Here is a 12,304-nt window from a genome sequence, read left to right on the forward strand (position 1 = left end):
ACGGCAGAGACGCGAACATCCCGGGCCGGTCGCGCCCGGACTCACCTCACCAGTGCGCGCCACTGGAACCACGTCGCCACCCACCACAGACACAATGGAGTGCCGCCATGCGCTTTTCCCGCTCTTTCTCCAGATCCGGAGCGACCCGGTGACCGGCTCGCTGCGCACCGCCTTCGAGGAAGGACCGATGAGCCGCTTCCAGTGGCGCGCGGTCGCGGTGTGCGTCCTTCTCAATGCGCTCGACGGCTTCGACGTGCTGGTCATGGCCTTCACCGGGAAGGCCGTGTCCACCGAGTGGGAGCTGAGCTCCTCCCAACTCGGTCTGCTGCTCAGCGCGGGCCTGGTCGGCATGGCCCTCGGCGCGCTCTGCGTGGCCCCCTGGGCCGACCGCATCGGCCGCCGTCCCGTCATCATCGGCTGCCTGGCGGTCTCCGCCGCCGGAATGCTGTTGTCCGCGTTCGCCCAGACGGCCGCCCAACTCGGGGGGCTCCGCGTCCTGACCGGCATCGGCATCGGCGGTGTGCTCGCCAGTAGCAGTGTCATCGCCAGCGAGTACGCCTCCCGCCGCTGGCGTGGGCTCGCCGTCAGTCTCATCGCCACCGGCTACGGCATCGGCGCCACCGGAGGCGGGCTGCTCGCGGTCGGCATGATCGAGCGGTTCGGCTGGCGCTCGGTCTTCCTGGTCGGCGGCATCGCCACCGCGGCCGCCGTCCCGCCGGCCCTCCTCTGGCTGCCCGAGTCGCTGGGCTTCCTCCTCTCACGCCGGCCCAAGCACGCCCTGGAGAAGATCAACGCCCTGGCCCGGCACATGGGACAACCGGCGCTGGAGAGCCTTCCCGAGCCCACCGCGGTCCCGTCCGGCGTCGGGAGAGGGTTCCGGGAACTGCTGTCCCCCGCACTACGCCGCTCCACGCTCGTGCTGTGGGCCGGATTCTTCCTGATCATGTCCTGCTTCTACTTCGTGATGAGCTGGACACCCACCCTCCTGGTGGAAGCGGGCCTGTCCAGCAGCCAGGGCCTGACGGGCGGAACCCTCCTCAACTTCGGCGGCATCTTCGGCGCGGCCGTTCTGGGCCTCCTGGCCTCACGTTTCGTGCTGCGCTCCGTCCTCATGGCCTACCTCGTGGCCATGGCCGTCCTGCTCACGGCGTTCAGTGCCTCGACCTCCGCGCTCGGGGCGGCCTTCGCCCTGGCCGTGCTGATCGGAGTCTTCGTCAACGGCTGTGTGGCCGGACTGTACGCGCTCACCGCCACGCTGTACGACACCGGCGTCCGGGCGACCGGCCTCGGCAGCGCCCTGGCGATCGGACGCATCGGGTCGATCCTCGCCCCGACCGTCGCGGGCGGCCTGCTCGACGGCGGCTGGTCCGCGCAGATCCTCTATCTGGGGGTCGCGGCGATCTTCGTACTCTCCGCCGCGCTCTTCCTGCTGCTGCCCGTGGCCGACCGGCCGAAGGCGGCCGTCCCGGCCCCGGCGGGCGGCGTGGGCTAGGCAGAACGAGGGCCGGGGCCGGGCGGGCCGACCGCCCGGCCCCGGCCCTGGCTCCGGTCCCCGGCGGACGGACGGTCACCCCGCCTCCTCGGGGCCGCACCCCCGCCCTGCGCGATGCCGGTCCCGGTCGCGGGCCGGAGGTCACGGAGCCGGCCGGCGCCGTCGAGGAGATGTTCGGGTGCCTCGGCCTGGACCGGTCCGGCCCCGCTGCGCGGGTCGACCCGCCCGGCACAGGTGAGGTGTTCAGCGTCTTCGGTCTGCGATACGACCGCGCCGACGCGCTGATCGTCACCGGTGTCCTTCCCGCCGAGCACGCCGCTGCCGTTGTCGAGCCGGACGGCGCCGGGCCCCAAACCATGGCAGCAACGAACAGCGTGTCGGTCCTGGATTCCATGCCGGACGCCGTCCAAGCCGACAACGGCGATGCCGTGCGCCCCCATCGCTACGGTGCACGGCCCCGTCCCTGGGGCTGGTCCGGGCTGTGACGCACGCGGTTCGCCCCACAGCCCCCGCGCAGACGGACGACGAGATTCGTGGCCCGGGGCGTGCAGTGGTTCTCGGGCTACGGCACCACCCTGGTCTGCGGCCTGAGGGCCCGCTCGCGGTGTCCAGGACGGTGTGAGGGGGAACCGCGCCCGGCCGTCAGGGGAGCCGTCGCGCGAGCCGGTCGTGGTACCGCAGTGCGCGGACGGTGCCGTCCGCCTCGCGGACGAAGGAGAGAGCGTCCCCCAGCGGGTCGCCTTCCTCCCCGAGAGCCACCAGGGTGTCCGGCGGGGCCAGGACGAGCCGGTCCGGGGAGTCGAGCTCGATGACGTACTGGCCCGGCTCCGTGCGGGCCGGCTCGGCGACCAGGCGCAGCTCGCCGTCACGCGCCCCCCGGACGAGCGTGATCGTGCCGTAGAACCCGCAGTCGTAGGTGCCCAGCAGGGCCTCGGCCAGATCACCGTCGATGCCTCGCAGCTCACGGACGGGCGGCTCGCCCGTCGCCTCCGTGAGGATCAGCCGCTCGATCTCGTCCGCCACGGCCGCGCCCTCAAGGGAGTTGGTGAGGACGGCGTACGCGAGATGCAGTGAGGGGACGAGCACCAGCCGGCTCGCGTAGCCGATGGTCAGACCGTCGTGCGCCGCCGCCGCCCGGCCCGCCCGTTCCTCAAGCATCCAGGCCAGGCCGATGTCGTGGCCCGCGCGGCCGCGGTGCGCGTGGGGGTGGAAGAGACCGCTGGGCGCGCCGGGCAGCGTGACATGGGCTGCGTACCGCATGAGGTCCCTTGCGCTGCTGAGGACACCGCCGCCGGGCACGTCCCAGCCCGGCAGCTGCCAGTGTCGCTGCCACCCCTGGTCGACCAGGAGCGTGGGCCCGCCGTCGGCGGTGCGGCCGTGCGGCGCTGCGACCCGCCGGGTCACGACCTGATCGGCCGTGGTGAACGTCCCCGACATACCGGCCGGGGCGAGGACCTCGTCCTGGAGGACGTCCGTGTAGTGCCGTCCGGTGACCCGTTCCACCACCGCTGCGGCCACCATGATTCCGGGGCCGCTGTACGAGTAGTCCGTTCCGGGGGCGAAGAGCAGCGGGCGGCGGGCGAAGTGGGCGAGCGACGCCTGGACGGAGTCGTCGGCGTGACCGGCGAGCAGCGCCGGGGCGTCGGCGATCATGTTCTGCGCGTCGATGCCCGAGGTGTGTGTGATCAGTTGGCGCAGGGTGATGCGCTCGTCGAGGCCCGCCCCGGCGGGGAGGAGCGGGGCCACGGGACCGTCCAGATCCACCAGATGCTGGTCGGCCAGCCGCCCGATGACGAAGCCGAGCATCGTCTTGGAGATCGAGCCGATCTGGAAGATGGTGTCCGGGTCCACGGGGAGGCTGTGCGCCAGGTTGGTGATGCCGTAGCCGAGCAGCGCCGTTTCGCCGTCGGCCAGGATGCCCACGGCGGCACCCGGTACGCCGTGGCGCTCCAGGATTTCAGGGACGTGCTCGTCGAGGAGGGCGGTGAAGTCTGACACGGTGGTGTTTCTCCTGCGGAACGAAAGCGGGGCAAGACGGATGCGGGGCGGGTGCCAGTGCTGTGACCGGGCGTCGCGAGCCGATGGACCTTCCCGGTCGGGACACGAGGCGGTCAGGCGCCGGATGCGGTGCGGGTATGCGGGTCCAAGCGGTCGCGCATGACGTCACCGAGCAGGTTGAACGCGAGGACGAGCACCACGAAGGCGATCGCCGGGAACGCGACGATCCAGGGATCGGTGAGCAGGTACTGCTGGGAGGAGGAGATCATGCTGCCGTAGTCCGCGTCGGGCGGTCGGACGCCGAACCCGAGGAAGCTCAGCGCCGCGTAGGCCCCTTCCGCGGTCGACAGGCTGATCGCGGTCATGATGACGATCGGGGAGGCGATGTTGGGCAGGACGTGGCGGAACATGATCCAGGACTTGCCGCGCCCGCACAGCCGGGCGGCGTCGACGAAGCTGCGTTGTGCGACCTCCAGTGTCGAACTCCGGGCGATGCGGGCGAACCGGGGAACGCTCACGATGCCGATCGCCAGCGAGGCGTTGATCAGACCGCTGCCCATCACCGCGATCACGAGGATCGCGAGCAGGTACTCGGGGATGGCGAACAGCAGATCGACGAAGCGGGACAGGACCCCGTCCCAGAGCCGGCCGAGGAAGCCCGCCGCGATGCCGATGGTGGTGCCGATCACCAGGGCGAACAGCACCGCGTACAGCGCGGACAGCAGAGCCGGGCGGGCGGCGGCGATGATGCGGGAGAGTTGGTCGCGGCCCAGCGCGTCCGTTCCCAGCCAGTGGTCCGGCGACGGCGGCGACAGCCGCGGCCCGACCCCGACCTCGTTGGGTTCGTACGGCGTGATGACGGAGCCGAAGACCGCGAGGAGGACGTAACCGACGATCAGGAGCACGGCGATGTTGGCGACGAGCCCGCGCACCGGCCAACGGAGGAAGCGCCTGGGGGCGCTGACCGGGGTGGCCGGAGGGGATGGGCGGGCGACGGTGTTGGTCACGCTGACTCCCGTGTCCTAGGTGTGGATGATTCGGCGGTCGACGAACGGCAGCGCGATGTCGACGAGCAGGTTGCCGACGATGAACGCGGCGGCGATGACGAGTGCCTGGGCGGTGAGCTGGGAGAAGTCCCGGTCCGAGATCGAGGCGAGCACACCGCGCCCCAGTCCCGGCAGGCTGAAGATCTCCTCCACGATGAACAGGCCGCCGACGAGGAAGCCGAAGATGAAACCGATCAGCGTGAGCACCGGCGGCAGGGCGGCGCGCAGCGAGTAGACGTACGTGATGCGCCACGGTGCGATGCCGTTCGTGCGTGCCGTGGTGACATGCGGTTGGGCAAGGATCTCGATCATCGAGGAACGGGTCATCTGGGCGACGAGCGGTGCCGTGGGAATGCCGACGGCCAGCGCCGGCAGCAACATCGTCTGGAGGTTTCCCATGCCGTTGACGCTGAACGGGATGTAGCTCGCCGAGTAGAGGTTGGTCAGGTGGTTCGCAGCCAGGTAGAGCGCGAAGGAACCGGAAACGAACCCGGGGAAGGCGAACACCACGAGGAGGGGGAGACGGATGCCCCAGTCGAGCCCCTTGCCGGAGCGGCTTGCCGCGATCACGCCGACCGGCAGACCGATCAGCACCGCGATGAGCAGCCCCATCAGCGCCAGCTGGAAGGAGACCGGAGCCTGCTGGGAGATCACCTCCAGGTTCTCCTGCCCGGAGATCGGCGACAGACCGAAGTCCCCGCGTACCGCATCCGACAGCCAGTCGAAGTACTGACTCAGGAGCGGCTGGTCCAGGCCCAGTTCGTGCTCGATGGCGGCGATCGTCTCGGGCGAGGCCTTGGGCCCGGCGATCACCGCCGCGGCGTTGCCCGGCACCAGCCCCCGGCCGGCGAAGAACACCAGTGCCGAGAGCACCAGCAGGACGCCGAGGGCACTGGTCAGTTTCTTGGCCAGGTAGAGGATCAAGACTCTCCTCCCAGATCAGCACCCGTTGTGACGGTTCGGGTGTCCGCGACCTGTGTCAGCGTCAGACCGCCAGGTCTGTGACAGCGCACCCGGTGCCCGGCCGTCACTTCCGTGAGCTCGGGCGCGACCCGGGTGCAGTGGGCGTCGGCGATCGGGCAGCGCGGTGCGAACCGGCAGCCGGCCGGCGGGTCGACCGCGCTCGGCGGCTCGCCCCTCAGCACGATGCGTTCGACGGGCGCGTCGCCCTGGAAGATGCCGGGCTCGGTCGAGCGAAGGGCGACGGCGTACGGGTGCAGCAGTCCCCGGTCGAACGCCTCCGCCGGTGCCTCCTCCACGATCTGACCGAGATACATGACGGCCATCGAGTGACTGATCCGGCGCACCGCGCGCAGGTCGTGAGAGATGAACACGTATGCGGTACCGGTCTCGCGCTGGAGCCGTTCCAGCAGGTCCAGGACCTGGGCCTGGAGCGAGGCGTCCAGCGAGGCGACCGCCTCGTCGAGCAGGACGAGATCCGGTCCGGCGACCATCGCGCGGGCGATGCAGACGCGCTGCTGCTGGCCGCCGGAGAGTTGGTGGGGGTAGCGGGAACCGTACTCGGGCAGCAGTCCCACAGCATCGAGAGCACGGGCGACGCGTTCCTCACGCTCGGGCACGTCCACGCCGGGCAGGGCCTCGGCGATGCTGGCGCGCACGGTCATGCGCGGATCCAGCGCGCTCGCCGGGTCCTGGAACACAGCCTGCACCTTTCCGCCCGTGCCGGCGCCGGCCTGCCGCAGTTGGCCGCCGACCAGGACCGAACCGGAGGTCGGGGCGTCGAGGCCGGTGATCAGCCGCCCCAGCGTCGACTTCCCGCAGCCCGACTCACCTACCAGGCCGAGGGTCCGTCCGGCGCGCAGCCGCAGGCTGACCCCGTCCACCGCGTGCACCTGCGGACGTCCGCCCGTCAGACCGGTGCGCCTCATCCGGAAGTGCTTGACGGCGTCCCGGACCTCGAGTACCAGGTCCGGCCGCCCGGCGGCACCTCGCGGAGACTGATTGCCACTCATGCCGTCACCTTCCGGGGATCAGGACCACCATCAAAGGCCCCGCCGTGCGCGGCGGCGAGCAGGGACCGGGTATAGGGGTGGGAGGGGCTGCTCAGCACCTCCCGGGCCGTGCCCCGCTCCACGATCCGCCCCTCGTACATCACCATCACGGTCGTGCACAGTTCGAAGACCACTCCGACGTCGTGAGAGATCAGCAGGAGCGTCATGCCCGAACCGGCCACGCGTTCCCGCAGCAACTCGATGACCTGCGATTGAACGGTGACGTCCAGTGCGGTGGTGGGCTCGTCCGCGATCAGCAGATCAGGGTGGTTGAGCAGGGCCATGGCGATCATGACGCGCTGGCGCATACCGCCCGACAGCTCGTGCGGATAGCTGCGCCGCTTGACCGCGGCGTCGCCGATACCGACCCGGCGCAGCGCGTCCTCGATGATCTCGGTGCGCTCGCCGCGACCGAGCTTGCGGTGCGCGGACACCACGTCGGACAGCTGCCTTCCGATCGTGAAGACCGGGTTGAGGTTGCCGAGCGGGTCCTGTGGGACACGGGCCATCAGGGTGCTGCGCAGAGCCCGCAGTTCCCTCGGTCCGAGCGCCGCCAGATCGTGGCCGTCCAGGGTGATGCCGCCGCTGACCGAGGCCGTCGCCGGGAGCAGCCGCAGGACGGCCGCCGCCAGCGTGGACTTGCCGGACCCGGACTCCCCGACCAGTCCCACGCGTTCACCGCGCGAGACCGTGAAGGAGACGTCGTCCACGGCGGGCCGCTTCGCGGACCCGTAGCGGACGGTGAGTCCGTCCACCGTGAGCAGCGGCCCCGGCTCGTGGGCCGTCGCGGGCGCGCCGCCGGGGGCGCGCCCGTTCCCAGAAGTGCTAGCCACGGCTGACCTGGGCCAGGAAGGCGCGGCTCTGGCTCGGCGGCATCTCGACTCCGCTCAGCCCCCTGTGGTGCGCGACCAGGATGTTCGTCGCGAGCAGGGTGACGGTCGGGTAGACGTTCTCGGCTTCCCACTTCTCCACGGCGATGAGCGCCTGCTGGTAGGCCGCCTGGTCCTTGGCGCGCAGGGCCTCGTCGAGGAGCTTCTTCAGCGCGGACGGGACGGGGCCCTGACGGCCGTCGGCGGGTGCGACGTACTGGTAGGGGTCGGGGTAGGAGGACTGGGAGTTCCAGCTGAGGGCGTGCTTGGCGTTCGTCAGCTTGTCGAGCCAGGCACCGCGCTCCAGGGGATCCAGCGTGACCTTGATGCCCACCTTGGCGAGCTGGGCCTGGATGGCCGCGGTGAGGTCGTTGGTGCCGGGGTCGTAACCGCTGATGTACATCAGGGAGGTGGAGAAGCCGTTGGGGAAACCGGCTTCGGCAAGGAGCGCCTTGGCCTTGGCGACGTCCTGGGTCGAGTTCGGCAGGTCCGCGGGCTTGGGCGCCCAGGGCTCGCCATCGGGTATGTAGACGCTGGCACGCGCGCCGCCGCCGCTGTAGGCGGCCTCCGCGAGGGCGGTGCGGTCGAGCGCGAGGGCGACGGCCTGACGGACCTTCACGTTGTCGAAGGGCTTGGTGAGGTTGTTGACCTGGAGAAAGAGTGTGGAGTCCGTCGGGACGTTCTTGACCTCGATCTTGTCGGACCCCGAGAGCGTCCGGGCGCTGGAGGTGCCGGTGAAGATGAGGTCGACGGCTCCCGCCTTGAGGTTGTTGACCTGGGTGGAGGAGCTGGGGACGTAGAGGACGTCGAGCCGGTCCGACGCGGTCTTCTTGCCCCAGTAGCCGTCGAACCGCTTGAGCTTCAGCTCGCTGTTGGGACGGTACGATTCCTGGGCCCACGGCCCGGTGCCGACCATGCTGGTCGCCGGCTTCCCCGAGGCGGCGGCCTTCTTGCTCATGACGGCACAGCCCCAGACCAGGGGGTTGGCCATGTTGTTGATGAATCCGGCGTCGGGGCTCTTCAGGTGGAACCTGACGGAGGAGTCACCGACCGCCTCGGCTCGGTCGAAGGTGGGGAACAGCTCCTTGTCGATCCCGTCGGGACTGCTCTTGAGCCGGTCGAAGGTATAGGCGACGTCCGCGGCCGTCAGCGTCTCGCCGTTGTGGAATGTGACGCCCTTGCGGAGTTCGAAGGTGTACGTGAGCCCGTCCGAGGACCGTTCGTAGCCGGTGGCCAGCTCCGGCTCGATCTTCCCGTCCGGTGTGGTGGTCATCAGGCACTGGTAGGAGAGCTGCCAGGCGAAACGGTCGGCGTAGAGGGCCGATCCCTGAGGGTCGAGCGTGGAGGGCGCGGACGTCTCGGCGACGGTGATGCCCTTGGCCGACGTGCCGCCGGCCGGGGCCGAACACCCCACGGCGACCACGGCCGTTGAGCAGGCTATCGCGCCCACAGCGGAACGGAAGGCAAATCTGGGCTGCATTTTCATCTCTGACCTCTTCGGAGGGTAGGTCTCAGAGCGCCTCTGAACTCTCTTCAGGGCCACTGATATGCCGCAAGGCGAAGGATTTTGCAGTGCAAATTCTGGAAGGATCTGCACTGCAATTGGATCGCGTTTTGCAATGCGATCGAGCTGCGTGCATTGCAGAATGTTTGCTGGCGTGTCACAGTGCTGTCAAGGCCCGGCCATCCCAAAAAGAGAAACCGACCGAAAGGGCCCTGGGGGGAGAATCTCCCGCCCTGGCCCACCGCCCGCCGGATCGTGCGAGCCCGGCCCGTCGGCAGCGCCAGGCGATACCCAATGCCTCACACAGTCGAGTCCGCCCGGTGTTTGAAAAACCATGACCTGGTCGTATGGTGTGCCCACCCCTCCATCTGCCCGGCTACGAGCCACGATGTCGGCACGCATGGAACTCTTGAGAACATTCCGCCTTGCGAGAGCGCGACCACCCCTGCCTGAAAGAGACGGGGCACTCTCACTCTTTTTCATTCCCGAAAACGGAAACGAACCACCACCATGAGCACCTGTCGCGCTTTCAGTGAAGAGAGGAGCACCCCAAGGTGAGCCGGGAGCTGAGCCCTGCACCAAAACCTCGTAACAACTCGGCGTCACTACGCCGGGCGATATGCATCCTTCTGAAACTCGGAGAAGAGACCGACGGGACCGGATACCCACTCACCGGACTCGCCGAGAAAGTCGGCCTCAACAAGAGCACTTTGTTCCGGCTGCTCCAGCCGCTCCTGGAAGCCCGCCTCGTCGAACAACTCCCTTCCGGGAACTATCGATTGGGCCGACGCAACGCCCAACTGGGCAATGCCTATCTCGCGGGCCTGGACCTGCCAAGGAGCATGCATGACGTCCTGCAGGAACTCGCCTCGCGGACCCGCGAGACCGTCCACCTGGTTGTCGCGGACTTCCCGAGCATCGTCTACATCCACAAAGTGGAGACCGCGCACCCGGTCCGGATGTTCTCCCGGATCGGCAACAGCGCACCGGCATACTGCACCAGTGTCGGAAAGGCCATGCTGGCCCACGCCTCACCGGAAACAGTCGATCTGGTGATCGAGAACGGTATGCCGGCATTCACCTCCCGGACCATCACCACCGCCGCCGAGTTGAAAGCCGCGCTGAGCGAGATCAGGGAGATCGGCTACGCCGTCGACGACGTGGAGCACGAGGAGGGCATCCGCTGCGTCGCGGCCCCGGTCTTCGACCAGTCGGGGGCCTGCACGACGGCACTCAGCGTGTCGGCACCCGTGGATCGGCTGCCCCGCGAGAAGGTGCCGGAGCTGGTACCACTGGTGACCGCGGCGGCCGACGAGATCTCCACCCGCCTCGGAGCAGTGCTTTGACAGGCCCCGCAAGCCGGGGCCGCACCACCCGATTCCGAGCGTCTTTCGATCCCGTCCCAGGGCCCGGGCAAGCTCGTCCCCCAGCCACGCCGACCGCCTTCATCGGGGCGAGTTCGGCACGGTCACCCTCGACCGCCGCGGCGCAGCGCATCCGGGGCGCGTCCGTCCGGACGCCGGAGCTGATCGACGGCGGATATCGCCTGGTCAAGGCCTGTCTCGCGGACCCTTTCGACGAACAGGGACGAGCCGACGTTGCTGACGGTGGGCGGTAACGGGCTGCCCCGCGATTGATCGCGGGGCAGCCCGTAAGACGTCACGGAAGAGCGGTTGGATACACGAGCCGACCGTCCGAACTCGCTTGTCCGCCGTTCCGAGTCCGGCCTACCGTGCCGTAGTGGATCTCTTCTCACACTCTTGGACAGCATTGCGCATGGCGGTCGCCGAACTACCGGACGAGGACTTCGAGCGGCCGTCCGGCTGTACCGGCTGGCTCGTGCGGGACCTGGTCTGCCACCTGGTCATCGACGCCCAGGACGTCCTGATCATCCTGGTCACGCCCACCGAAACCGAACCAACCACGGACGCGGTCACCTACTGGGGCCTCCTGGACGAACCACCGACCGGTGAGGACCCCCTCGATGCGCTGCTCCCCCGGCTGGCCGCCGCATAGACCTCGCCGAGCACCTGGACGCCGCCGGCATCGCGGCGAGCATCGGGGCCGTCGGTGACGCGTACGACGATGCCCTGGCGGAGAACCTGCGGATGCTGATCAAGACCGAGGGGCCCCATCGAGTTCGTAGAGAAGTACTACGCCGAGCAGGCAACGATCGAACGAGCGAACCCGTCAACCCACTTCTGACCAGCTGATCAGCGCCTTCCGAACGACGGGGCAACCTCAGGCGTCAATGCCGTCCGCCTCGAACTGAACCGCCCGAACCGCCGCCGATGAGCGCACGCCCATCTGCGCAAGTTCTTCTCGCCGGATTTCTGAATGGCCATCAGGCCGGTGTCCCAGGTAGCTGTCCATCTACCAGGGCATGTCCCAGGGCCGTGCGCAGCGACGTGGTCTCCCGGCCGTTGCGTCTGCTGACCACCAGACCGGCCGCCCTCAGCAACGCCAAGTGCTGTGACACCGCGCCGGGGGTGATTCCCAGGCAGTTGGCGAGTTCGGTCACGGTCGCTGGACGCTCCAGCGTGCAGAGCAGGCGGGCACGGTTGCGCCCCAGCAGCGCCTTGAGCGAATTGCCCGACGGGGTACGGGTCCGCTGCCACAGCGAGCCGAACCCCCGGGCCGGGTAACAGAGCGCGGTCCGGTGCGGGATGTACCTCAGATAGACGTCGGGCCAGACGAACGCCGAGGGCACGAACACCAGGTCGCGATCGCTCGCGGCCCGGGCGGTCGCCCGTGCCGGATCACCGATGACGATCGATCCGGAGATCCATCGGACCGAGTCGTGCAGTCTCGGCACGACATGAGGCAGGCCGAACTCCACCAGTTGTCTCGCGCGCCATTCGATGTCGCCTTCCAGCACACCTGCAAGCCGGGACCATATCGGCGCGATCACGGCGTCGTGGCAGAGGGCGAGCCGTTCGGCGAGCAGTCGGCACGTCTCCTCGGGCCGGTCGGCGAGCGCGCGGATGTCCGCAGGGAGTTCGTGCGGCCCGAAGGCCGCATCGAACGCGGCGCGCACACGCACCGCGGGGGTGGCGATCACAGCCTCTATCTCGGTGTCGATGGGGACCGAACGCAGGCCAGGCGTGACCACGAGGAACTCCGGAATCTCGGCTCCGGAGGTCAATAACCGCAGAAGGAGCCGGAACCACCGGTCGTCCCGCAGATCCGCGAGGCGGTCGTCGGCCCAGGCGGCCCACCGCGCGTGCACGGTCTGGAGTCGGGGGCGGGCGACGGCGCGGAGGCCGGACACCGTCTCCCACAGCGGCGACACCGAGAAGCGTGCTCCTTCGGCGACTCGGCCGGTGAGCGCGACCGCCTGCTGTTGCGCACTCGACTGTTTAGCCACAGGTGAAACATACGGG

10 protein-coding genes and 1 pseudogene are annotated in these 12,304 nt (G+C 69.2%); 4 read left to right on the forward strand and 7 right to left on the reverse strand.

Annotated features, from left to right (window positions below; genetic code table 11):
* The first annotated feature begins 148 nt into the window (after positions 1-148).
* Both ACIHCL_RS29670 and ACIHCL_RS29675 read left to right on the forward strand, forming a co-directional pair.
* Positions 149-1,492 (forward strand): MFS transporter, encoded by a 1,344-nt coding sequence (locus ACIHCL_RS29670; protein ID WP_399866682.1) that lies wholly within the window; start codon positions 149-151, stop codon positions 1,490-1,492.
* A 170-nt stretch (positions 1,493-1,662) separates the two neighbouring features.
* Positions 1,663-1,977: a hypothetical protein gene (locus ACIHCL_RS29675; RefSeq protein ID WP_399866684.1), complete on the forward strand. Its 315-nt coding sequence runs from the start codon at positions 1,663-1,665 to the stop codon at positions 1,975-1,977.
* Positions 1,978-2,134: 157 nt separating this feature from the next.
* On the opposite strand, the gene ACIHCL_RS29680 is transcribed toward ACIHCL_RS29675, so the two are convergent.
* The 6 genes from ACIHCL_RS29680 to ACIHCL_RS29705 form a co-directional block, all read right to left on the reverse strand.
* Positions 2,135-3,490 (reverse strand): serine hydrolase domain-containing protein, encoded by a 1,356-nt coding sequence (locus ACIHCL_RS29680; protein WP_399866687.1) that lies wholly within the window; start codon positions 3,488-3,490, stop codon positions 2,135-2,137.
* Positions 3,491-3,603: 113 nt separating this feature from the next.
* Positions 3,604-4,497 (reverse strand): ABC transporter permease, encoded by an 894-nt coding sequence (locus tag ACIHCL_RS29685; protein ID WP_399866688.1) that lies wholly within the window; start codon positions 4,495-4,497, stop codon positions 3,604-3,606.
* Between the two features lie 15 nt (positions 4,498-4,512).
* A complete protein-coding gene (locus ACIHCL_RS29690; protein WP_399866690.1) occupies positions 4,513-5,460 on the reverse strand; it encodes an ABC transporter permease in 948 nt (315 codons plus the stop codon).
* Positions 5,457-6,509 carry an oligopeptide/dipeptide ABC transporter ATP-binding protein gene (locus tag ACIHCL_RS29695; protein WP_399866692.1) on the reverse strand — a complete coding sequence of 351 codons (1,053 nt, stop codon included), beginning with the start codon at positions 6,507-6,509 and terminating at the stop codon, positions 5,457-5,459. Before ACIHCL_RS29695 ends, ACIHCL_RS29690 begins: the two co-directional genes overlap by 4 nt.
* Positions 6,506-7,381 carry an ABC transporter ATP-binding protein gene (locus ACIHCL_RS29700; protein WP_399866694.1) on the reverse strand — a complete coding sequence of 292 codons (876 nt, stop codon included), beginning with the start codon at positions 7,379-7,381 and terminating at the stop codon, positions 6,506-6,508. Before ACIHCL_RS29700 ends, ACIHCL_RS29695 begins: the two co-directional genes overlap by 4 nt.
* Positions 7,374-8,867, reverse strand: a complete 1,494-nt coding sequence (locus tag ACIHCL_RS29705; protein WP_399866696.1) for an ABC transporter substrate-binding protein — start codon at positions 8,865-8,867, stop codon at positions 7,374-7,376. Before ACIHCL_RS29705 ends, ACIHCL_RS29700 begins: the two co-directional genes overlap by 8 nt.
* 608 nt (positions 8,868-9,475) lie before the next feature.
* Between ACIHCL_RS29705 and ACIHCL_RS29710 the strand changes: the two genes are divergently transcribed.
* Together ACIHCL_RS29710 and ACIHCL_RS29715 are read left to right on the forward strand one after the other, a co-directional pair.
* Complete coding sequence (locus ACIHCL_RS29710; RefSeq protein WP_399866698.1) at positions 9,476-10,267, forward strand: IclR family transcriptional regulator; 792 nt, start codon at positions 9,476-9,478, stop codon at positions 10,265-10,267.
* A gap of 394 nt (positions 10,268-10,661) precedes the next feature.
* Positions 10,662-10,934: pseudogene (locus tag ACIHCL_RS29715) on the forward strand (maleylpyruvate isomerase N-terminal domain-containing protein); the annotation flags it as partial.
* 331 nt (positions 10,935-11,265) lie between these two features.
* On the opposite strand, the gene ACIHCL_RS29720 reads toward ACIHCL_RS29715, so the two are convergent.
* Positions 11,266-12,288, reverse strand: coding sequence for a DUF5937 family protein (locus tag ACIHCL_RS29720; protein ID WP_399866700.1), 1,023 nt, complete (start codon positions 12,286-12,288; stop codon positions 11,266-11,268).
* Positions 12,289-12,304 lie beyond the last annotated feature (16 nt).

Origin of the sequence: Streptomyces sp. NPDC052042 (genome assembly GCF_044548345.1) — a bacterium.
In the GTDB taxonomy this organism is placed as follows: Bacteria; Actinomycetota; Actinomycetes; order Streptomycetales; family Streptomycetaceae; genus Streptomyces.

Coding starts and splice junctions, on each gene's coding strand:
- ACIHCL_RS29675 (WP_399866684.1), top strand. CDS start 1,663: ATGTTCGGGTGCCTCGGCCTGGACCGGTCCGGCCCCGCTGCGCGGGTC.
- ACIHCL_RS29695 (WP_399866692.1), bottom strand. CDS start 6,509: ATGAGTGGCAATCAGTCTCCGCGAGGTGCCGCCGGGCGGCCGGACCTG.